The 22,556-nt window shown below is 48.9% G+C and carries 20 protein-coding genes and 1 riboswitch; of the genes, 6 read left to right on the forward strand and 14 right to left on the reverse strand.

Annotated features, from left to right (window positions below; translation table 11 throughout):
* Window positions 1-3 precede the first annotated feature (3 nt).
* The 4 genes from OSQ85_RS10040 to OSQ85_RS10055 all read right to left on the reverse strand — a co-directional run bounded on the left by OSQ85_RS10040 (window position 4) and on the right by OSQ85_RS10055 (window position 6,128).
* The gene (locus OSQ85_RS10040; RefSeq protein ID WP_265822833.1) at window positions 4-984 is read right to left on the reverse strand and encodes a dihydroorotate dehydrogenase-like protein; all 981 of its coding nucleotides are present in this window, start codon (window positions 982-984) and stop codon (window positions 4-6) included.
* Window positions 985-1,449: 465 nt separating this feature from the next.
* Window positions 1,450-3,705, reverse strand: a complete 2,256-nt coding sequence (locus OSQ85_RS10045; RefSeq protein ID WP_265822834.1) for a DNA translocase FtsK — start codon at window positions 3,703-3,705, stop codon at window positions 1,450-1,452.
* The gene (locus tag OSQ85_RS10050) at window positions 3,696-4,487 is read right to left on the reverse strand and encodes an undecaprenyl-diphosphate phosphatase (RefSeq protein WP_265822836.1); all 792 of its coding nucleotides are present in this window, start codon (window positions 4,485-4,487) and stop codon (window positions 3,696-3,698) included. Before OSQ85_RS10050 ends, OSQ85_RS10045 begins: the two co-directional genes overlap by 10 nt.
* Window positions 4,488-6,128, reverse strand: a complete 1,641-nt coding sequence (locus OSQ85_RS10055; protein ID WP_265822837.1) for a ribonuclease J — start codon at window positions 6,126-6,128, stop codon at window positions 4,488-4,490.
* 575 nt (window positions 6,129-6,703) lie between these two features.
* Here OSQ85_RS10055 and OSQ85_RS10060 point away from each other — a divergent pair.
* Window positions 6,704-8,146 (forward strand): hypothetical protein, encoded by a 1,443-nt coding sequence (locus OSQ85_RS10060; RefSeq protein ID WP_265822838.1) that lies wholly within the window; start codon window positions 6,704-6,706, stop codon window positions 8,144-8,146.
* Window positions 8,147-8,335: 189 nt separating this feature from the next.
* On the opposite strand, the gene thiL is transcribed toward OSQ85_RS10060, so the two are convergent.
* The 10 genes from thiL to OSQ85_RS10110 all read right to left on the reverse strand — a co-directional run bounded on the left by thiL (window position 8,336) and on the right by OSQ85_RS10110 (window position 18,581).
* Window positions 8,336-9,199: a thiamine-phosphate kinase gene (thiL, locus tag OSQ85_RS10065; RefSeq protein ID WP_265822839.1), complete on the reverse strand. Its 864-nt coding sequence runs from the start codon at window positions 9,197-9,199 to the stop codon at window positions 8,336-8,338.
* Window positions 9,196-9,840 (reverse strand): thiamine phosphate synthase, encoded by a 645-nt coding sequence (gene thiE, locus OSQ85_RS10070; protein ID WP_265822840.1) that lies wholly within the window; start codon window positions 9,838-9,840, stop codon window positions 9,196-9,198. The genes thiL and thiE overlap by 4 nt, the downstream gene beginning before the upstream one ends.
* Window positions 9,801-11,078: a phosphomethylpyrimidine synthase ThiC gene (gene thiC, locus OSQ85_RS10075; protein WP_265822841.1), complete on the reverse strand. Its 1,278-nt coding sequence runs from the start codon at window positions 11,076-11,078 to the stop codon at window positions 9,801-9,803. The genes thiE and thiC overlap by 40 nt, the downstream gene beginning before the upstream one ends.
* A gap of 79 nt (window positions 11,079-11,157) precedes the next feature.
* Window positions 11,158-11,260: riboswitch (TPP riboswitch) on the reverse strand.
* An 84-nt stretch (window positions 11,261-11,344) separates the two neighbouring features.
* Entirely contained in the window at window positions 11,345-12,256 is a 912-nt protein-coding gene (locus tag OSQ85_RS10080; RefSeq protein WP_265822842.1) for a DNA adenine methylase, read from the reverse strand.
* Window positions 12,257-12,279: 23 nt separating this feature from the next.
* Complete coding sequence (locus OSQ85_RS10085; RefSeq protein WP_265822843.1) at window positions 12,280-12,930, reverse strand: HAD family hydrolase; 651 nt, start codon at window positions 12,928-12,930, stop codon at window positions 12,280-12,282.
* A 2-nt stretch (window positions 12,931-12,932) separates the two neighbouring features.
* Window positions 12,933-13,205, reverse strand: coding sequence for an acylphosphatase (locus OSQ85_RS10090; RefSeq protein ID WP_265822844.1), 273 nt, complete (start codon window positions 13,203-13,205; stop codon window positions 12,933-12,935).
* Window positions 13,205-14,728: a M99 family carboxypeptidase catalytic domain-containing protein gene (locus OSQ85_RS10095; protein ID WP_265822845.1), complete on the reverse strand. Its 1,524-nt coding sequence runs from the start codon at window positions 14,726-14,728 to the stop codon at window positions 13,205-13,207. The genes OSQ85_RS10090 and OSQ85_RS10095 overlap by 1 nt, the downstream gene beginning before the upstream one ends.
* Entirely contained in the window at window positions 14,725-15,996 is a 1,272-nt protein-coding gene (locus tag OSQ85_RS10100; RefSeq protein ID WP_265822846.1) for a L,D-transpeptidase family protein, read from the reverse strand. Before OSQ85_RS10100 ends, OSQ85_RS10095 begins: the two co-directional genes overlap by 4 nt.
* A complete protein-coding gene (locus OSQ85_RS10105) occupies window positions 15,986-17,320 on the reverse strand; it encodes an RsmB/NOP family class I SAM-dependent RNA methyltransferase (RefSeq protein WP_265822847.1) in 1,335 nt (444 codons plus the stop codon). The genes OSQ85_RS10100 and OSQ85_RS10105 overlap by 11 nt, the downstream gene beginning before the upstream one ends.
* Before the next feature lie 136 nt (window positions 17,321-17,456).
* On the reverse strand, window positions 17,457-18,581 hold the full coding sequence (locus OSQ85_RS10110) for a DegT/DnrJ/EryC1/StrS family aminotransferase (protein WP_265822849.1): 1,125 nt from the start codon (window positions 18,579-18,581) through the stop codon (window positions 17,457-17,459).
* Window positions 18,582-18,787: 206 nt separating this feature from the next.
* Here OSQ85_RS10110 and OSQ85_RS10115 point away from each other — a divergent pair, with 206 nt between their 5' ends.
* The 5 genes from OSQ85_RS10115 to OSQ85_RS10135 are packed head-to-tail and all read left to right on the forward strand — an operon-like array spanning window position 18,788 to window position 22,508.
* A complete protein-coding gene (locus OSQ85_RS10115; RefSeq protein WP_265822850.1) occupies window positions 18,788-19,564 on the forward strand; it encodes a thiazole synthase in 777 nt (258 codons plus the stop codon).
* A gap of 1 nt (window position 19,565) precedes the next feature.
* Window positions 19,566-20,681, forward strand: a complete 1,116-nt coding sequence (thiH, locus tag OSQ85_RS10120) for a 2-iminoacetate synthase ThiH (protein ID WP_265822851.1) — start codon at window positions 19,566-19,568, stop codon at window positions 20,679-20,681.
* A 1-nt stretch (window position 20,682) separates the two neighbouring features.
* Window positions 20,683-21,150, forward strand: coding sequence for a methylated-DNA--[protein]-cysteine S-methyltransferase (locus OSQ85_RS10125; protein WP_265822852.1), 468 nt, complete (start codon window positions 20,683-20,685; stop codon window positions 21,148-21,150).
* A 10-nt stretch (window positions 21,151-21,160) separates the two neighbouring features.
* Complete coding sequence (locus OSQ85_RS10130; RefSeq protein ID WP_265822853.1) at window positions 21,161-22,021, forward strand: SIR2 family NAD-dependent protein deacylase; 861 nt, start codon at window positions 21,161-21,163, stop codon at window positions 22,019-22,021.
* 10 nt (window positions 22,022-22,031) lie between these two features.
* On the forward strand, window positions 22,032-22,508 hold the full coding sequence (locus tag OSQ85_RS10135) for a Crp/Fnr family transcriptional regulator (protein ID WP_265822854.1): 477 nt from the start codon (window positions 22,032-22,034) through the stop codon (window positions 22,506-22,508).
* Window positions 22,509-22,556 lie beyond the last annotated feature (48 nt).

Below are 22,556 nucleotides of genomic sequence, written 5' to 3' on the forward strand. Positions count from 1 at the left end.
TGCCTACTGAACAAGCATTGCCTCGGCTATTTTCATGTACTGGGTACGCTCAAAGCCCATGTGCTCCCCTGCGTTCTTCTTGGATGCAAGGCCGCGTATATCTGCGAGGGATGCTTTTTTGCGGAGTTCAAGCCACTGGTCAACCTCTTCGAGTATTGCGGAGATCCGCCCGAAGCCGTTTTTATAAACCTCTGAAACCATCTGCACGGCGGAAGCGCCCGCAAGTATATGCTGAAGAACCGCTGAGGCGGTGTGCACGCCCGTGGATGAGCTCACATTTACGCCAAGCTGGGTGGTTATCACGGAGACCCAGCGCAGAACGTTGTAAGTTTCGTTCTCGGTACTGTAGTAGTGTACGGGTTTGAGTTTCAGCGTATCGGTGTCTATTGCCATCTGGTAATATCTGTTGAAGAGGGTGAGGCTGTCCGCACCGGCTTCCTTAAGCTTTGCCGCCATATAGGGGATTGAGGTGAAGTTGGGGCCTATTTTAACCGCAACGGGTATCTTCACCTCGGCCTTCACAGCCTTTACGGTGTCTATGTATCTCTGCTCGACCTCTCTGGGGTCATCAGTGATGCTGAACGGAACATAGGCTATGTTAAGCTCCACAGCGTCAGCCCCTGCGTTTTCTATGTCCTTGGCGAAGCCTGCCCACCATTTGCCGCCCATGCAGTTTATGCTGGCGATAACGGGAATCTGCACGGCTTTTTTCGTTTTTTCTATAGTTTCGGTGTACCCTTTTGTTCCGTAAACCATCAGGGCATCTTTCATTATGTATTCGTAGGCTTCAGGGTGAAAGCTGTCGGAGTAGCCCACATCCCCCTGCCTGAGTTCTTCCTCGAAAAGAGATTTGAGAATAACGGCGCCCGCCCCTTCGTTTTCCGCCGCTTTCATATTTTCAGTGGTTTTGGACATGGTGGAGCTTCCGAGAATTATCGGGCTTTTCAGCTTGAGCCCCATGTAGTTCACGCTTAAATCAGCCATAGTTCCTTCCTTAAATGAGTTTTTCAGGTAATTTTATTATATTGTGTTATGAACAGTAAAGCCAGAAATACCGTATGAAAATACAGTTAGCATCAGCATCACATCCGCAGTGAAGGATCTCAAAAGAATACTGAGAGATTCTTCGGCCGCAGCCTCAGAATGACAGCATCGGCACTTAAAAAAATTATAGAAATTATTCAAAAACCCGCGAAGCAAGTGAGTTTTTGAAGGGTCTAAGGGAAACTTTGTTCCAAAAAGTTTCCCTTAAATTAAAAACCCAAAGTCAGTTTTTACTTTCGGGAATAATCCGCAGGAGCAAATGAGTTTTTGCGGCGCATTCCCTTCCATGGGAATGCTAATCTGTCTTGCCGGAATAATCCGCACATCCTGTCGGATTATTCTACACGCTCGCGCCGTGGTAAACACGGCTTCGCTCCGCACGGCGCATTCCCTTCCATGGGAATGCTAATCCTTCCTGATAACTTCTCTGGGTTTGGATGTTCCGTCGGACGGGGCAACTATGCCTTTTTGTTCCATTATTTCGACGATGCGGGCTGCGCGGTTGTAGCCTATGCGCAGGTAGCGCTGTATCATGGATATGGAGGCGAAGCCCTTCTGTCTGACCAGTTCCAGCGCCTCGAAGTATTTGTCGTCTATTTCCGCTTCGTCTATCTCGTCAAATCCCGCTTCCTCATCCTTTACCAGATCCATGTTGTATTCCGGTTCGCCGAGGGTTTTGAGGTGTTCCGTTATCCTGCCGACCTCATCATCACTGACGAAACAGCCGTGGACACGGACAGTTTCGCTTGTTCCGGGCGGGATGAAGAGGCTGTCGCCCCTGCCGAGGAGGAGTTCCGCGCCGTTGGAATCGATGATTGTTCTGGAATCTATCTTTGATGAAACCTTAAACGAGAGTCTGGCGGGCATGTTCGCCTTGATGATGCCTGTTATAACGTTAACTGAAGGCCTCTGCGTGGCGAGAATCAGGTGTATGCCCACTGCACGCGCCATCTGTGCTATGCGGATGATCGACTGCTCCACCTCTTTGCCCGCAACCATCATCAGGTCGGCGAACTCATCCACAACCACTATGAGATAAGGCATTTTCGGATGTCCGTCAGAGACGGACTTCTGGTTGTAGGAGTCTATATTTCTCACCTTGCTTTCTGCAAGGAGGCTGTAGCGGGATTCCATCTCCTGCACAACGTTTTTGAGAACAGTAGCCGCCTTGCGCACATCCACCACAACCGGTGCTGCGAGGTGGGGTATCCCTTCGTATATGCTGAGCTCCACCATTTTCGGGTCGATCATGACAAACTTCACCATCTGGGGTGATGACTTATACAGAACGGAGCAGATCATGGCGTTCACAGAGACTGATTTGCCGCTGCCTGTTGTGCCCGCTATGAGCAGGTGGGGCATTTTTGTAAGGTCTGAGATGTACGGCTTGCCGGAAGCATCCTTCCCCATGGCAAAAGTCAGCGGTGACTGGCTTTCTGCGAATTTCACTGAAGTGAGCAGTTCGCTCAGCACCACTGATTCCCTGTTCTCGTTGGGAAGCTCTATCCCCACCACGGACTTGCCGGGGATGGGGGCTATTATCCTCACGCTGAGGGCGCTCATGGCGAGAGCCAGATCATCAGAGAGGTTTGCTATCTTGTTTATTTTGATTCCGGGTGCGGGTTCAAACTCGAAGAGGGTTACCACGGGGCCCGGACGTATCTCCCGCACTTTGCCCAGAACGCCGAAATCCTTAAGCTTCTGCTCAAGTATAGCGGCTTTGTGCTTAAGTTCCTCGTCAGATTCGCCGCGCACCTTGCCGGACGGCTTGTCCAGCAGGCTTAACGGAACATCGTACTTAACGCTTGTCTGCTCCACTGTTTCCTTGGGCTTGATGTCTATACCGTTTGCGGGAAATGATGCTGGTTCAAATAATTCTTCCTCAGCCTCTTCTGCGGCAGAGAAAACAGGCTCCTCTTCGGGTTCCGCCTGTTTGAAGTACTCATCCCCCAGAGGCTTGGTGACAGGCACATAGCCCTCGTCAGGCTCCTCATATATTCCGCCGCCGGAGTTCTCCGCCTCAGCGGTTTCAACTGTACGTCTTGGGTTGATGAACATTCCTCTGAGCCCTTTGCTCCCTGTTCCTTCCTTAACTCCGGTTTTAACACGGAGAAAGGCCTGTTTCATGTCGCTGAGGGTCACGGCGAAGAAAACCATAAATGAGATAACAAGCAGGAAAAAGGCAGCAATCATCCCCCCCGCCTTGCCGAGGAGAGAGACAAGAATATCAGACGATGCCTTGCCGGAGATGCCTCCTGTGTACTGGGATTCGAAGAAAAAGTCATGCCCGCCGAAAAAGCCTGACATGACAGAAAGCAGAAAAACGAAAACCGTCATGGCAATGAATGAGTAAACAGCGCTGAAACGCCCTTCCTCCCTGCCGCTTCTCAGCAGATACAGCCTGTACACTGTGCCGGTGAAAAACACAGGGATGCACAAAGCAGCCCATCCGAAAAAGCTTCCGGCAAGATCCGCAAAATAGGCTCCGCTTTTGCCGAAGAGGTTATTCACTCTCAGCTCATAGTCACTGAAAATTATGTGGGAAAACGACGGATCGGACGGAGAGTAGGAGTATATGGACAGCGTCAGAAAAATCAGCGCAGCTATGCTCAGCAGAAAAATTATGTCAAGCGGCAGGCTCTTTTTGCTTTCTACATCCATATTATAGCTGTTATCCCCAGTATGAGGCAGTAAAGGGCGAATACTTTAAGGTTCGCCTTCTTTATAAAATATACCATAAAGCTTATGGCGAAAAGACCGCTTATAAAAGCCGCCAGCATCCCCGCACCGTAAGCGGGAAGCTGCTCAACGGGCAGAGTTTCCAGATGACGCACCTGAAGCAGCGCAGCGCCGAATATCGCGGGAACTGACATAAGGAAGGAGAATTCCGCAATATCCTCCCTTTTTACTCCGAGGAAAAGCCCCGCAGCCACTGTAGAGCCTGAGCGGGATATGCCCGGAATAACCGCTATACCCTGCACTATGCCGATTACAAATGACTGTGGCAGGGTGAGTTCGCCTCTGGGCTTCATTTTATCCGAGAAAACAAGAAGCAGCGACGTGAGTATAAGGAAATACCCCACAACCGAAGGGGTGGTAAAAAAATGCTCAGCCGATTTCTCAAGGGAAAGCCCGATTATTGCCGTGGGAATGCTGGCTATAACTATTCCCCAGAGAAAGTTTTTATTCTGATAATAAGTTATCCTGTGCTGCTGAAAAAATATGCCGAAAAAAGCCAGCATAAGGTTCTTCACTCTTTCCCGGAAGTAAAGGAGAACGGCGAAAAGTGTTCCCAGATGCAGCAATGTGTCAAAAAGAAGCCCCGGCTGGGAAAACCCGCTCATAAGGGACTGGGCAAGCACAAGATGCCCTGAACTGCTTACGGGGAGAAACTCTGTGAGCCCCTGAATAATCCCAAGCAGAACAGCCATTCCTGTTGTCATTTATACCTCCACGACAGCGGCCGCCACTGCGGGCCTTCTGTCCATACTTTTTCTGAAAAAACGCCTGACGAGTTTTTCAATAAAATCTTCCAGCAGGGTGTAATCCCCGTTTGCTTCCTCTATGAGGCTTGCCATGTTATCGCTCAGGTATTTTCTGAGCTCAAATGTTGTGCGGTCATCTATACGGAAGCCTTTCACTCTGACCACGGGAGGCGTTTCAAGCGCCTCGTAAAGCGGACTGTAAAGCACAGTAACCGCCACAGCACCGTCACGGCAAAGGCTTTTGCGGTCTTTCAGCAGTTCCTCGTCTATCACGGTTCTGCCCCGCTGGTCAATATATACAGCCCCGTGGGGTATATCGTCAACGGCTACAAGTTTACCGCCGGCAAAAACAGCCTTCATGCCGTCCTTGACGGGCAGAACGCTTTCCCGTTCGAAGTGCCCTGTCTTCATGGCGGTTTTGCGCATGTGAGCCAGATGCATCTCTTCGCCGTGTACGGGTATGAGGTACGAAGGCCTCGTAAGGTTCATCATTTTTGTGAGTTCCCCTCTGGAAGCATGGCCGGAAACGTGTATTTTACGTGCGGCAGTGTCTATTACCTCGCCGCCGTTTTCATAGATCAGGTTTATGAGCCTGTTCAGGTTTTTTTCATTACCCGGAATAACGCGGGAGGAGATTATGAAGGTGTCGCCGGGCTCCACTTTCAGATCCCTGCGCTCGCGGGAGGCTATGCGGTAAAGGGTGCTCTGGGTCTCCCCCTGACAGCCGGTGATTATGTAAACCACCTTGTTTTCCGGCATTTTTTTGCCTGCGGAAAGCTGTACAATCGCCTTGGGCGGTATGTCCAGATAGCCTATCTTCTTTGCTATATCAACATTGCGCTCAATGGAGGCTCCTTCAAGCACCACCTTGCGCCCAAGCTCCTCGGCGGCTTCTATCACCTGCCTGAGCCTGTCAAGGTTTGAGGAGAATGTGGTGAAGAACACTCGCCCGGGTGAACTGCGTATTATATCCTTAAGCTCTGCTTTTATGGATGACTCTGAGTTGGTAAAACCTTCGTTCTGTGAGTTGGTGGAGTCCAGCAGGAGACAGGTAAGCCCGCCTGCTGCGAGGGGTGCGAAGTCATCCTCGTTGAAAGGTTCACCGGAGACGGGGGTGTAGTCTATCTTAAAATCAGAGCAGTGAAGGGCTGAGAACGGCCCGTGCTTTACATATATGGCAAAGGTGTCCCCTATGGAGTGAGTGACGGGGAGAAAGGTCACGGAGAAATCACCGATTTTCACTGTTTCCCTTGATTCAACAGGGATCAGGGTTACCTTCTCCTTCTTTGAGCCGAGCTTGGCTGCGAGGATGCCCAGAGAAAGCTTTCCGCCGTAGACAGGTACATTGAACTCGCTGAGAAAATAGGGCAGGGCGCCTATATGATCCTCATGCCCGTGGGAAACAAGAACCGCCTTAAGCTTGTGCTCTATGTCTCTTATATATGTAAAGTCGGGGATTATGTAGTCCACACCGGGGTATGTGTAGTCCGCAAACATCACGCCGCAGTCAACGACCACTGCTGTGTCCTCGGTTTCATAAACATACATATTCATGCCGATTTCGCCTACTCCGCCGAGTACGGCAACTGATGCCCTCATCTTGCTCCTTAATTTCTCTGAATAACGGATATTTTAAGGTAAACGCAATTAAATGAAAAGGCAAGGATTAGGAAATGATCCAAATTGATCTGCTTCGTTTGAGTTCTTTGCTTTGCAGGATTACTTAATCCAGCCGTTGTTCACCTTAAGTCGGCAGTGGTAGTGTTTATATCTCTGGTAAATTATTACATCACTGCTTTGTAAACTTTTAATAATTTTCACTCGAATACATTATAATAAGCAAACTATAGTATTTACTAACAAGTAAATACATATTCATTGTTCATAATAAGGGAATGGTGCTTATTTTTTGGCAGTTTTTTTGGGGGAGGGGAATTGTATGGTGTTTAATTTGAAAAGGAAGAAAGTCTAAACAGGTTTCATATAAAAAATGTGTGTTTAGTAACATGCAATCATACCCTTTTAGAATATAGTCACATGAAATTGACGTATTGTTATGTGCGGTGGTAAAATTATGGAGATTTTATAGCTTTAATCAGATTTGCAAGTATCATATTACTGCATGACATAGTACTGACTAACTATGTTGATATTACAATAACCTTGAGGTTGTCATGGGAAAGATCAAGAATCCAATTAATTTTTCAACAGCATTTAATTTGAACAAAAAGACAATTACTAAAATAGGAGTTGTCGATGTGATTTTAAATGTTGACACTAATTTGTTTATTGATCCTCTCTTATTGGAGAAATCAAAACATGCTGAAATGTCGGATGCTGCGTACAATAGTTACAGGAAACGCTTTGAAACAATAATTAAGCTTCTTTCAAAATCTAAAAAAATAGGTGATACAGCTTGGCGTAATGCACTAAAGCAATTTCAATTCCATGAGGTGTCGTGGACATGTTTGGGATATGGCAGCTCTGTACGTGGTTCAGGATTCGGTTCTGAATTAATTACAAGTACTTTGTCAACTGCTAAAGATATTGTCGAACTAGGTATTGATGATGTAGACCTTTTTATGGCACTTGCTTTATTTGAGGAAGGTATTGGTCCAGATCGAATTAGTGATATGACAACGAATATAATCTTAAAAGATTTGTGCACTTTTAATACACGTGTAATTAAACAACTAAAGCTTCCATCTGAAAAGTTCGAAATTGATGGGAAAATCATAAAACTTTTGAGTAATCCCTATTCCAAGAGCAAAGAACCGTTACTACTGGTTCCGAATGATATTGTCAGAGACCTGCCGATTGCAACAGATTGGAGCGAGGTGATTGATGCTGCTAGTAGAAACCAAGCCTTACGGGATAAAGTTAATAGTAATATTGCTGGTATATGGATGTCGTTGACAAGAAAAGATAAAAAAAGACTTAAGAGCCAAGCTCTTGGTAGTAAAGAAGCATTTGAATCATTTTTATCTATTCTTAAAACAGCTAAAAAGGTTTCCTATGATGTAAACACAGATTACAATGGTGAAGTTTTCTGGGGCAGCTTAGTTGAGAGAGTTGCAAAAGAATTCCCTAAAGACTTTTCGAAATATCAAAACCGAAGACTTGATATTAGTGACGTTTATGCATTAGTTGGTGAAATCATTAATGAATTTAAATTTCTAGTAGAAGAGCGCGATCTATGGCGGGAGCTATGGGATGAAACATTACAAAAACATAAAAAAGAAAAGGCTGCACAAAGGCTATTTTTTGCAGTAGCTCATAGTTATTGCAAGAGTAATAATCTTGATATAACACCTGAGGCAAATACGGGTAATGGTCCTGTTGATTTTAAAGTTTCAAATGGTTATTTAGGGAAAGTATTAGTTGAAATCAAGTTATCAACAAATAATCTAGATCATGGATATGAAAGGCAACTTAAAATTTATCGTGATGCGGAACAAACTCTTGCTGCGTATTACTTAGTAGTTGAGGTCAATAGTTACTCCGAAAGGAAAAAAAGGTTGTTGGCAATCAAGTCAAAACAAATTGGAATTGGACAAAATGCATCAGAGATTGTTTGCATTAATGCACAGCCAAGGAAATCAGCTTCTAAGAGATAATTATATATAAATATCTTTTGCTAAATTTACTATAAATCAGAAACAGAAAGCATAAAAATAAGTTTTTCATGGTTCAGTATTTCTGATTCATTTTTGATCAATTCTAAACAACAAGTTTCAATCAAGAATGCATGAGTTTAACAAGATAGGATTAGTGCCAAACCGCAGGACGTGGGTTCTACGGTATATTTAAAGATGCTCCCACCCTTTTTCTGAAATATTCTCTCCGTCCATGAAAACTCCTGAGCCCTTTGTGACCTTACCTATGCGGTAAACAGGGCGTTTGAGGTCACGGTGAATGAGTTCCTCCATCTCCTTGGCGCGGCTTTCGGGCACGGTGAAAAGGAGGGCGAATTCCTCGCCGGAGCTGACGGCATCAGATATTCCGTATTCGGGAATCAGCCTTGAATCAAGTTCTATGCGCACTCCGCTTGCTTCTGCTATGTGCGAGGCATCCCGCCCCAGACCATCGCTTATATCTATGCAGGAATTAACGCCGAAACTGCCGAGGTATTCCCCAAGCTCCGTTTCAGCCTTGTAGAGATAATGGTCGTACACCCTCTCCCCGGCAAGCTCACGGGCAAGCATAGCCGCTGCGCCGCCCACAGGTCTGGAGAGATATACCTCGTCCCCCTCCTTTGCACCGCTTCTCACGAGGACATTCTCCGAAGGGGAGCCGATTATGGTGAGGGATGCGAAAAAATGCGAGACGGAGGAGGTGGTGTCCCCGCCGATGAGTTTTATATTATAATACGAGCATGCGTAGCGAACGGCCTCAGTGAGTCTGCCCTTGTCAAGCAGTTCAGGCAGGGCAACACCGAGGAGAGCCTTCTCCGCCCGTCCGCCCATTGCCGCTATGTCGCTTACATTCGCAGTGAAAAGCCTGAAAATTATGTTTTGCAGGGGAGCGCCTTCGGTGAAGTGCACCCCCTCCGTCACAATATCCTTGGCTATCAGAAGCCCGTCAGTAAGAACGGCATCATCGCCTATTCCGTACAGACCGCCCTCCGGGCTCAGGCTTTTCAGGCTTTCTATAAAGGCAAATTCCTTCAAAGCTCCTCCGCAAGCTCACGCATCAGCTTCGCATCGCAGTAAGGATCGCCGGAAGTGCAGAGTGCGGATGAAACCGCCACGCCGGAGAGCCCCATGCCTTTGAGATTTTTTATATTTGAAGCCTTTATGCCGCCTATGGCGATGGCGGGCAGCGGGCTTCTTTCCGTTATGAGCCTTATCCCCTCCGGCCCGATGACAGGGCGGAGATCCTTCTTCGTATCAGTATTAAACGCAGGCCCAACGCCGATGTATGACGCACCGCCGTTCACCGCCGTTTCCAGATCCGTTAAGCAGTTGCAGGAATACCCGTAGACCGTTTCCGGCCATGTACTCACCGCTGCCTCAAGGGGAATGTCCTTTATTCCCAGATGCACAGCCTCAGCACCCAGAGCAAGGGCAAGATCAACTCTGTCATTCACCACAAACAGAGTGCCCGTGCCTTCGATGAGCTCCATTATCCGGTGTCCTGTAATAAGCGTCCGGCGGAGGTCAGCCCCCTTGTTGCGGAGCTGGATTGCCGTTACCCCGCCCTCAATAACCGCCGGAATAAACTCATCCAGCGGCACTTGAAGCATGTCTTCCTCAAAAACGAGGTAAAGCCTTAAATAGTCGGAAGCTTTTTGTCTATCTTCACTGCGCATAATTTCCCGCACATGGAGCAGGAATCAACATCCCTGTTCCTTTCGAATTTTTCTCTGGCCTTGGCCGGGTCTATTGCGAGGGAGAACATCCCTTCCCAGTTAAGCTCTTTTCTGTACTTACTCATAAGTATATTACGTTCCATCGCTCCGGGGTAGCCTTTTGCTATATCCGCAATGTGCCCTGCGATACGGGAGGCGATAACTCCTTCACGCACATCGTTTTCATCCGGCAGGCAGAGATGCTCCGCCGGTGTCACATAGCAGAGGAAATCCGCACCCGCAGCACCCGCTATGGCTCCGCCTATTGCTGCGGTTATATGGTCGTAACCGGGGGCAATATCGGTGGGAAGCGGTCCGAGGATATAGAAGGGCGCACCGTCGCAGAGGGTTTTCTGCAATGTCATGTTCGCCTCAATCTGGTTAAGGGGAACATGACCGGGGCCTTCTATAATTACCTGAACATCCCGCTCCTTCGCCCTTTTGGCAAGTTCGCCGAGGATTATGAGCTCATCTATCTGGGCTCTGTCGGACGCATCAGCGATTGCGCCCGGACGGAAGCCGTCACCAAGGCTTAATGTTACATCATATTTATATGCTATATCCAGAAGATCTTCGTAATATTCATAAAGCGGGTTTTCTTTGCCGTTTCTGCGGATCCAGTTAGCGGTGATTGAACCGCCCCTGCTGACTATTCCGCAGACCCTGTCTGTTCTGTCCATTCTGGCGACTGATTCCTTCGTTACGCCGCAGTGAACTGTGATGTAGTCAATCCCCTGCTCGCATTGTTTCTCAATGCTGCGAAGCAGGACTTCCGGGTCCATCATCTCGGTGTTTTTATCCGCCATGGCAAGCTCAGCCGCAACTGCATACAGCGGAACAGCACCCACCATAACGGGAGAAGCCTCAAGTATAGCCCTGCGCACAGCTTCAAGGTCGCCCCCGGTGGAGAGATCCATCACGCTGTCAGTGCCTGCGTCAAGAGCCGCCTTAAGCTTGTCAAGCTCGCAGTCTATGAACGGACGGTCGCCGGATGTGCCTATGTTGGCGTTTACCTTGGTGCGCAGTCCGCGGCCTATGCCCATAACCTGAGCGAAATCTCTGTTTTTATTTTTAGGGATAACAACTTTGCCGTCCGCAATGAGGCACATGAGCTTTTCAGCTTCCATGAATTCGTCTGCGGCTATTTTCTTCATTTCGGGGGTGATTATGCCTTTACGGGCTGCTTCAAGCTGAGTCATTGATTTATACCTGCCTTTAAGTGAACTATTGATTATTTTCCGTAAGGGCGGGTAATGCGAAAAGGGTTCTGAGTGAAAAGACCAAAGAAAAACCGTTTCCCTACGCCGGCATTATCCGGATCAGGTTACGGGGACTCTCTCAGCCTGCCCTTTTTAAACGGCAAGCACCCCCACGGATGTTGGTTTAATCTACACTCTGATTTGAGCGAATGCAAGAATAAGTGAAAGTTTTCTGACAATGGCTTGAAAAAGAAGGCTCGGAACCCTTAATAATTCGTTATCAGGAGCTCGCTGATTGAGCCTCGTTTGTCCGCACTGCTGTTTATGTTGCGGGCGGCTCTCACCCTGCGTATGCGGAAACCGCCATAGAGTGTCTCAAAGAAGCTGTCGGCGGGGTCTGCGTTTTTCGGGTCGGAGTTGCTGAGCATCTGCACGGCTCCCTTTTCACTGAGTCCGCGGAAGCAGGACGCGAGGCGCACCTGCTCCGTGTCGTCAAAGCCGCCTGTGGAATATGTTGTGAAGCATGCCGTCTTGTTCAGCGGCCTGTATGGCGGGTCGTAGTAGACAAAGCTGTTTTTTGATGCCTCAGCAAGCGCATCACCGAAATCGGCGTTAGTTATCTCTGCCTCAGTCTCATTGAGTGCTCTGCTCACCGCGAATATGTTTTCCGGCTCGATTATGGTAGGGGACTTGTATCTTCCGGCGGGAACGTTAAACTCCCCCCTGCTGTTCACCCTGAAAAGGCCGTTGAAGCAGGTTTTGTTCAGAAAAACCGTTGCCGCGGCACGGGTTACGGGCTCAAAACCTTTTCCGGCGTTGTACTGCCGTCTCTTGCTGTAATAGTATTCCGCACGTTCACGGTCATCAAGGGCAAGATACTCACAGGACAGGGAAAGACATGATTCTATGAAGTTCGAAGGGGAGTTTTTTATAACCGAATAAAGACCTGCAAGATCCGAATTGAGGTCGTTCAGAAAGGCTTTTTTGATGAGCCCCTTTGCCGCGAGGTGGAGAAAAACCGCTCCGCCGCCTATGAAGGGTTCGAAGTAAACCGTTCTTTTCTTTGGGAAAAACGGTTCGAACTGAGGAATTAGCTTAGCTTTACCGCCAGCCCATTTTAAAAACGGACGGGGGCGAAACGCATCCTCCCTGATTTGTATCGCCTGTCTGACACTCAATGAATTCTCCGTAAAAAGCGTTGTCAACCAAGTATATCGGTCAACTCCGAAATATCATTAAGCACGAATTTAACATTTTTGTTCATACATTCAGTTTCATTTCCGAAACCGTATGAAGCCCATGCCGCATCCATGCCGCAATTCAGGGCAAAACCCGTATCCTGCACAGCGTCTCCTATCATTAAACATTCAGACGCTGAAACGCCGAAACGGGGCACAATTATTTCCGTAAATGCCTGCGGATGAGGTTTCTGGAACTGACCGTCACGCTCCCCCGCCACAAGTCCGCAGAAAGGCGTAAGCCCCGTTACCTCTACAGACTGCACAACCACTGCGTGGTTTTTATTACTTATCACAGCAATGTCATAGCCTGTGCCGTGCAGGTTTTTCACCGTGTCAAAGGCCGAGGGGAAAAGCTTTGTCATCTCCATCCCCTCTTTGCGGTAATATTTTCTGTAAATATCAGTTACTTCCTGCGCTGTCACATCGTCCAGCCCGCCAAGGAGAGCGATCATCCGCATCAGCGGAATCCCTATCGCATTCCGCACGGATTTTTCATCCGGCGGAGTAAGACCGTATTCCCTGAATGCAGTTCTCATGCAGAACTGTATGGCAGGTTCGGTGGCGGCGAGTGTGCCGTCAAAGTCGAATATCAGAAGCTTATATTTATTCATTCTCAGTGTCTTATCTCAAAGGAGGAAAATTCACCCGTGGGTTTCTCCTCCAGAACGGTCATATCTGTAACTTCGGAAAAGGGCGAGCCCGCACGGGCTTTTTTCAGCACCTCGGCAAGCTGAGCCTCAGTGCCTTCGGCAACAATCTCAACACTGCCGTCAGTAATATTGCGGATATACCCGCCCACGCCGAGAGGAGCCACGCCGTTATGCACAAACGCCCTGTAGCCCACTCCCTGCACTTTCCCTTTCACACGAATTTCGATCCGTTTCATTACTCTATCTCAAGCCAGATCTCGCCTATCTCATTGCGGCTGTTGCCGGCTATTACCGGGTATGCACTGCCTTTGCCGTCGCGGGAGTATTTCAGCATGAAGTAATCCGTCATGCGGATTCTGTAGCCTCTGTCATCCCCGTTGTTCACCGCTCCGGCCGGAACATAGCCCTTCACGTTGACAGGCACGTCCGGCGAGCCGAAATCCCCGCCGAGAGCCTCTGTAAATTCAATAACGTCAGTTTTCTTCAATTTCACAACACCGCCGGAGGCGACACGTCTTTCGACTCCGTTGACCTTCATCACGAAGACAACGTTCGTCTTAGAAGGAACAAGATTTTCCGTTCCCGACTGAACGACAGGCTGCTTAGGCTGTTCAGGTGCTTTCACGACCGGCTGCACAGGCTGCTTCACGGGCGCGGCGGCTGTTTTTGTTTTGTAGGCAAGTTTTATTTCACCCATCTTCTGGTTGTCCTTACGGAAAACGATGCGTGATTCGCCCTTGACCTCAACTCTTTTGCCGCAGTCATTAAGGTCGCCCATGCCGAGAATATCGCAGGAAATGCCTCTGTCATAATTGGCATCCACATTTGTTATCTCTATAATGTCCCCTCTGTCAGCAAAAAGGGTTTTGCCGTTTTCAACGGTAACAACCTCGTCATTAACCTTTATCACAGCATAATTCAGTTTGGGAGCCTTCAGAAAAATCCTCGGATGCTCCGGAACTATGTCGTAATACTTCATAAATTCGTTCACTGCATAGTTATGGTGAAGAACCTTAAGTTCCAGCGAGGGGAGATTCTTTGAAGACTCCACACCGAAGGAAGGAAGGCAGAAATGTTTAAGCGCATAGTAGGTTGCCGTTTTGCGCATGTCGGTGAACTTAGTGAGCGGATCTTCGGTTTTGGTGTTGAAATAATGCATAAAGTACTGCTCTTCACCTATGCTTTTATTCACAGCCTCCAGAACCTTCTTTGCCGGGGTTTTGAGATCCAGCATGCGGCCGTCGTCGCAGGCGAAAATGTCAGCATCAGTGATGATGGACTGTCCGAATCTGGAAGGGTTGCGCCACTGGTCTATGTATTTAGGGTTATGGTAGCCCCAGCCGTCATGGAGGTTAAGAAACACATCCGACTCGGACATGAGATCTACTATAACAGCAACAACCTTGTCCATCTCCATAACGCCTAAATCTTTTGTGAATCTGCGGTTCATGTCCGCTTCGCTTTCACGGTCAAAAAGGATTACGGACTTGAAGTTCGCTCTGGGAACAACGATGAGGTTCCCCCTTTCCAGACGCATATCCGAGTAGAGATCCGCAGAAAGAAATCCGCCCGGCTCATCCCCCTGAATACCGCCTATGACCAGCATTGTCTTGCCGTCCTGTCTGCCGTAAATCTTATAAACCTCAAGCTCATACTCAGTCCCCTTGAAATACACCTCGTTTTTGGTGTACGGGCGTGTCTGAGCAAAAGACAGAGCGGCAGTAACCAGCAGAATAAAAAGAGTCAGAGTTTTTTTCATTTAGCTCTCCAGAGTTCGCTCCTGATTTTGTAGTCCCCCGGACACCCTTCAAGCTCAAGGGTTTTTATACCCGTGTCACTGTAGGAGTCTCCGCTGAAGTGCTGAATGAAGCTCACTCTGACCCGCTTCGGGGAAATCTGCGAAATTTTTATATTGTCTATTCCTATTTTAATTGTTGAATACTTCTGAAATTTGTCTGCCTTGTCAGTCTTCCAGCTCTCATAGCTGAAACCATCGGAGGAGAAGGATGAAGAGTATGCGGACATATATTCCGCCGTGTTCATGCTCTCCCATGAATGTTTCCATTTCTGGAGAAAGGCAGCAACTTTTTCACGCACGAATCCGTCGGAAGATTCTGAGAAGAACTCCTCCGCGATTATCTTAAGCTCGTCCACTTCCCTTTTCAGGTAGAGCCTTTTGTTGCCGTAAGCAAGTATGTTGTCAGCACAGTAGAGCTGGTCAAAGTCATACACAAACTCATCCTTGTTTTCCTTGAAGGCGCGCACGGATGAGATCTCTATCCTGCGTTCGGGGTAAAGCCCCATAAGAGTTTTCTTTTTGCCGAGATACTGTGCATAATTCTCACCGGAACCGCTTCTGAACTGTATGTGGTAATGAGATGCGAAGTTTTCAAAATCAAGCCCCGCCCATGAAGCCACAAGATCGTCCAGCTTTTCTTTCAGGAAAGCCTTCTCGGATTCGTAGTTATGAAGCTGCTCAAACTCAACCTTTTTGGCGATCACAACAGGAACACCCCGCTTAAGATACTGCTTATATTTATCAAGCACATCGTTCTCAAGGGCGACACAGCCCCTTGTGGTCTGCTCTTTCCTGTCCATCCTTTTTCCGTGGATCCAGATTCCGCTGCCTGTTTTGCCGCTGATCCGGTCGAAGAAGTTGGGATAGTTCAGGGGGAACGCTCCGGTTCCGTAGTCATCCGCCACGCTGCCGTAAGTCTTTCTCAACTGTTCCGGAGAAAGATAGCCCGTGATGTAGTAAACACCCTCAGGGGTCTTCATATCGCCGGAGACTTTTTTATCCCCGCCGCCGCCGCCGACCAGAACAGAAGTTTTGGCGATTATTTCCGGCCTTCCCTCTTTCATTTCAACTATGTACAGCACGCTGGTGCTTTTATCCACCACCACAGCAATAAAAGGCTCGCTTTTGTAGGCAAATACATTGCTTGAAAGCTGTTGCTGAGCATGCGCCCCGAATGCGGTAAAAACCACCGCGAATAAGATGAAAATTGCTGAAAGTTTAGAATTCAATGTTTTTCCCATACAAAAAGTACCTGTCCAGCTTGTTTTTAAATTTACCGTCAACGGTTTTGACTGTCCCGACCGGAACATCCCCGTAGTAAAGAACCGGGGTATGATAATCGGACGTCTTATCCGTGTCAAATCCTTTCAGATAGCGCTGTGCGCTGTTCAGATCCGTTTCCGCGCGGTATTCAGGGCGGAGGTTCGCACCCAGTTCCCATGCGCACTGTGCGCTGAGTTCTCCGGGACGCTTCCAGAGGAGTATGCCGCTTTTGCTTAGGCGTACCCTTGCTTCCAGAACACAGCCGGTTTCTATATATGCAATGTTTGACCCCTGAGAAACGGAAAGGTTTGCCGGAAGCTCATAAAAAAGAGAATCAAGCTGCCTGTCACGCCTGATTTTCATACTGCATCCGTCCGCCTCGTCCCCTCTGCGCCTCAGTGCCGCTATGAAGAAACCGTCATAGGGCAGTTTGTGAGGCATAACACGGAGCACCTTCTCATCCACCTCGGAGTTACCGCTGATACCGAATGTCATCTCCCCTTCGGAGATGTCCAGAAGCTCAGCCTCGTCATTATCCGCAAGGAACGAGCCTATAACCGCTTCGTTCTCCTCAACCGAGAAAGTGCATGTGGAATAAACCAGCACTCCCCCCTTCTTGAGGCATTTAAAAGCGGATTCCAGAATCTCCCGCTGGAGCTTGGCCATGCGTTCCACAAGGGCTGGCTCCCATGAGGCGTTTACTGTTTCGTTACGGAATATTTTATTTTCGTTGCTGCACGGAGCGTCCAGAAGTATGCCGTCAAAGGCCTCCTCCATGTGCCTGTCCAGCACGCGCCCGTCAAATGAGACGGTCTTTGCGCTCCAGCAGCCGTATTTTTCAAGGTTAAATTCCAGCGACCTCAGCCTTTTCGCCGAGGGCTCGTTGGCGACCACGACACCGCTGTTTTTAAGCATATCACACAATGCAACGGTTTTGCCCCCCGGTGCGGCGGAAACATCCATAACAGCCGGATTTTCAGGCAGAAACCTGCACAGTACATCCGGCGGAAAAACTGACGAAGGGTTCTGGATATAAAAGCCCCCGGTCTGGAAAGATACGGTGGAGGTAAGCTTTTCCGCCCCTTCAAGCACCTTGTAAACCGCGGGGAAACGCCTGTCATTCTCAAGGATTATGCCGTGCTCCGCTATTTCGGGCAGGTAGTTTATGCCCCGCTTGGTGTTCATGCGTATATGTTTTGAGGGCATAGGTTCAAGAGAAGCGAAAAACGCCTCGGAATCAGTGCCTAAAATTCTGCTGAAATGCTCTGTGAATGCGCGGTTTTTTTCCATCCGGAAAGTAAAGCCTGAAAAAGGATCACAGTCAATAAAAATCAAATTTCCGTGCTTTTAAAAAGAGCGGGGAAACTTTTTTGGAACAAAGTTTCCCCGAATTACTTCAAAAACTTATTTCTTTAGGCTGTACTGTTTACTTAAAGAACTCTGCAACAGCACCTGCGACTATATTGATCTCTTCCTGTGTTTTGTATGCGCACATGGGAAGGCTCATTATATGCGCGGCCACTTTTTCTGAGACGGGGAGCGTACCTTTCTTCACGCCGAGGTCAGCGAAAACCTCCTGCATATGCAGGGGGATGGGGTAATGAACCGCAGTGGGGATGCCTTTTGCGCTGAGGTGAGCGGCGAGGCCGTCCCTGTCCTCCACCATAATGGAGTACTGCGCCCACACTGAGCGGTTAAAGTCTGTAACAACAGGAGTTTTCACACCGTCAATCTGTGAGAGCTTTTCGGTGTACATAGCGGCGATTCTGTCGCGTCCGTCTATCTCTTTATTTACGAAAAGATCAAACTTGCCGAGGAGCACTGCTGCCTGAACACTGTCCAGCCTGCCGTTTATGCCGACTATTTTGTGGCGGTATCTCTCGTTCTGACCGTGGTTTCTGATCCAGCCCATTTTTTCTGCCAGAGTGTCGCAGCCGGTGAAAACCATTCCGCCGTCACCGTAGCAGCCAAGTGGCTTGGAGGGGAAGAAGGATGTGGCGGCTATGTCCCCGAAGGAGCATGCACGTCTGCCTCTCTGCACAGCGCCGAAGCTCTGTGCCGCATCCTCCATGAGGAAGAGATCAAGACCGCTCTCAGCGATAACCTTTTCTATTGCTGCGTAATCGGGCATCTGTCCGTAAAGGTCGACTGCTATAACGCCCTTGATCTTCGCTTTGTCCACAGGAGGGTTTTTCAGCATTTCCGCAAGCTTTGCGGGGTCGATATTGTACGTGGTTTCCTCAATATCGGCGAAGAGAGGCACAGCGCCGAGGAGAGCTATCATCTCCGCTGTGGCGATAAAGGTGAAAGGGGTGGTGATTACATAATCTCCGGGCTTAACGTCATAAGCCATCAGCCCCATAAGCAGGGCATCAGTGCCGGAGGAAACGGCGAGGGCGTGTTTAACACCGCAGAATTCGGCGCATTTTCTCTCAAGCTCCGTTATTTCGGGGCCGAAAATGTATCTTCCGTGTTCAAAAACGGCTATGACACGGCGGTCGATGTCTTCTTTTACTAATGAATACTGGCTTTTAAGATTGCAAAAATCCATCTGGAAATCCTCGCAGGTTTATATTGTCTCATTGTATCTGACAAAATTGACGCAACTAAGTTTACGCCTATTTTAATTTTTGGCAAGGGTATTCAGGGGCGGGTATCGGCTTATCAGAGACAATATTTATCTATCAATATATTGTTGACATTTAATCAGCGGCTATTACTATTGAAATACATTCAGTTATTCAGGCGGTAAAGAGCATGTTCTCAAAAAATCTTATTATAGACGGAAGAACCTTCAGAAGCAGACTCATGGTGGGCACAGGGAAATTCGCCGGAAGCGGTGTGATGGCTGCCGCGGCTGAGGCAAGCGGTGCTGAGATCGTGACCGTTGCCCTGCGCAGGGTGGACATAAACAACCCGCAGGACGACATACTCAACCATATAGATACTTCAAAATACCTCCTGCTCCCGAACACATCCGGCGCAAGAGACGCGGAAGAGGCTGTCAGGCTGGCAAGAATTGCCCGCGCCGCAGGGTGTGAGCCTTGGGTAAAGCTTGAGGTCACACCTGATCCGTACTATCTCCTCCCTGATCCGATCGAGACATTCAAAGCGGCGGAAATCCTTGTGAAGGAGGGGTTCAAGGTTCTGCCCTATATCAACGCAGACCCTGTTCTCTGCAAGCGGCTTGAGGAGATAGGCACTGTCACGGTTATGCCCCTCGGTGCGCCCATAGGCAGCAACAAGGGAATAAGAACGGAAGATAACCTTAGAATAATAATAGAGCAGGCGAATGTCCCCGTTGTGGTGGATGCGGGGATAGGCGCACCGAGCCACGCGGCGCTGGCAATAGAGATGGGGGCGGATGCGGTTCTCGTCAACACTGCCATCGCAACGGCGGGAGATCCCGTAAAAATGGCAGAGGCGTTTAAACTGGCTGTGGATGCGGCTGTACTTGCCCGTGATGCAGGAATGCCCTCCAGAAAGGAAAAAGCTGAGGCATCAAGCCCGCTCACCGGATTTTTAAGAGATTAAGATGACATTCACACAGATACATAAGGAATACGACTGGAATGAGGTCAAGAACTTCATCCACTCAAGGACGGCAGCGGATGTTGCCGCGGTAATGAATAAAGACACCCTGACAGAGACCGATTTTGCCGTTTTGCTCTCACCCGCAGCGGAGGCTTTCCTTGAGCCCATGGCACGGGAGGCAAGCCGCATAACTTTGCAGAGGTTCGGCAAAACAATCAAGATATACGCCCCTATCTACACATCCAACGAGTGCACAAACTCATGTGTTTACTGCGGATTCAACAAGCACAACGAAATCCCCAGAGTGACGCTGACTGATGAGGAGATACTCGCCGATGCTAAAACCATCGCCGATATGGGGATTCAGCATCTTCTCCTTGTCACCGGGGAATCGCCGAAGGTGGTCAGCGTTTCGGATCTCGCCAGAACCTGCGACATGCTGAGGGATATGTTCAGCTCTCTTTCAATAGAAGTTTTCCCTATGAGCACAGAGGAATACGCCGCTCTGCGCAGTTCCGGTGCGGACGGTCTGACAATATATCAGGAAACCTACAACAGGGAAACCTACGCCAGAGTACACCCCGCGGGGAAAAAACGTGATTTTGACTGGCGCCTTGAAACGCCGGACAGAGGAGCGGACGCAGGCTACCGCACAGTGGGAATAGGTGCGCTTATGGGGCTTGAGGATTTCCGCACCGAGGAATTTTTCGTCGGAATCCACGCCCGTTATCTTATGAAGCAGTACTGGAAGACCCACGTAACGGTCTCCTTCCCCCGAATACGTTTTGCAGCGGGCAACTTTACGCCTTATGAAATAATAAAAGACAAAAACCTTGTTCAGTCCATGCTCGCACTGCGTCTTTTCCTCCATGACGCAGGCCTTGTAATCTCCACCCGTGAACCCGCCGAGATGAGGGAGCACCTTCTCCCGCTGGGGGTAACGCAGATGAGCGCAGGTTCCAAGACCGAACCCGGCGGCTATAACAAGGAGCACGAAGGCAAGCAGTTCAAGGTTGAGGACGACAGGACTGTGGATGAATTCTGCTCCATGCTCCGCTCCAAGGGCTATGACCCTGTTATGAAGGACTGGGATAAAAACTTCCTCGTGAGGTCGTAATATGTATATGGCTCACCTTACCAACAGGCACATAGGCGATGTTTTTCCCGTGTTTGACGATGCGGGCAGGCTCACAGAGGTCTGCCTCATCCGTCCGGAGGAATTTGACACTGCGCCCGTTAAAAAAGAGCACGAGGCAATATGCGCCTATCTGGAATCATACCCCGACGGCGAATGCCCGCTGAAATTTGATGAGCTTGTCTTTGAAGGGAGAAGCGATTTCCATAAAAATGTTTATAAAAATCTCTTCCTCCTTCCCAAGGGAGAGGTGATCACCTACGGCAGACTCGCCGAAATAAGCGGGAGCAAAAACGCCGCGCGCGCAGTGGGCACGGCAATGGGGACAAACCCCTATCCGCTTATCGTTCCCTGTCACAGGGTTGTGCGTTCGGATTCTCTCGGAAACTATTCCAGCGGAGTACATAAAAAAGTAAAACTTCTCGAAGCGGAAGGAGCTCACTGGAAATAGCGGGATTTTTTTGGTAAAATTACCAAAAAACGGCGGTGCTTCCATGAACAAAGCAGCGGAGATCATACGCGGTGCAAAAACCTGCCTTTTTCTCACCAGTGCAGGGATGAGCGCCGAATCGGGCATACCCACATTCAGGGACAAAGAAGGCTACTGGCGGAACTTTCCCGCTTATAAGAACCTCAACCTTGAGGCGGTGGATCTCGCAAACCCCAGAAGCTTCAAACTCCGCCCCGCCCACGCATGGGCATTTTACGAATGGCGCAGGCGGAACGCCCGTGAAAACAGGCCGCACGAAGGTTACGCAGTCATAAACGCTCTCATCGAAAAACACTTCCGAAACTCTTTCATCCACACCACCAATACAGACGGCTACCACATGATCTCAGGCACATCCGCTGACCATGTTTATGAAATTCACGGCAGCATATGGCGTTTGCAGTGTATGGCGGGGCTTGGGTGCAGCTATACATACGAAGAAAATGACGATGTACCGCTCTGCGAGCTTAACAGTGAGAGCATGACCGCCTCAAAACTGCCCTTGTGCCCCAAGTGCGGCGGTCTTCTGCGGCCTAATGTGCTTATGTTCGGCGATTTTGACTATGTGGAGCACGCTTATCAGTATAATAATTTCAGGGACTTTCTCGAACGCTCCGGCGTTCCTGACGTGGCAATGCTAATAGGTTCCAGCGGCAGTGTGCCCACGAACGACTATCTTGCCTTGCGTTTGCAGACCTCCGGGTGCAGAATAATCACCATAAACCCTGATGAATCGTCCCTTAAAGTCTGCAAGCCTGATGTGTTCATACAGACCGGGGCAAAGTCCGCTCTTACCGAAATAGCGGACAGCCTCGGCATAAAATATAACTGAAGGTGCTAAGTTGAAAACAAGTGCTGCGATACTTAACAAAAATCCCAGATTCGCCGATTTTTCCGCTGCGGAAATGGAAGACTTTCTGAGTTATTTCACCAAAGAATCATACATTGCCGGAGAGCTTATTCTCAGAGAAGGTGACAAGGGCGATAAATTCTCAATCATTGCCGATGGGGAAGTGGGGATCTCCAAGGATGTAAATGAGCAGACGTCCCTTTTCCTCAACAATCTCAAAGCAGGTGACTTTTTCGGGGAGATGGCTATCCTGACCGGTTACCCGCGCTCCGCAAACGCAAAGGCGCTGACTGCGGTTGCCATCCTCTCCATAACCGGGGAAAGGCTCGATGTGATGAAGAAAGCGCACCCTGCGATCTTCGGTAAGTTTGTGTGGATAATGGCAAAAACAGTGTCTGAAAGAATGTATAAGCTTGAGGAGAGACTTTCGGGGATTCTCAACGCATCGCTTTCGGAAAATTTCCTTTAAAAATTTACGGACAAAGATAAAATTACGTTGACTAGGACGTGAAAATAG

Origin of the sequence: Geovibrio ferrireducens (genome assembly GCF_026226615.1) — a bacterium.
Lineage (GTDB): Bacteria > Chrysiogenota > Deferribacteres > Deferribacterales > Geovibrionaceae > Geovibrio > Geovibrio ferrireducens.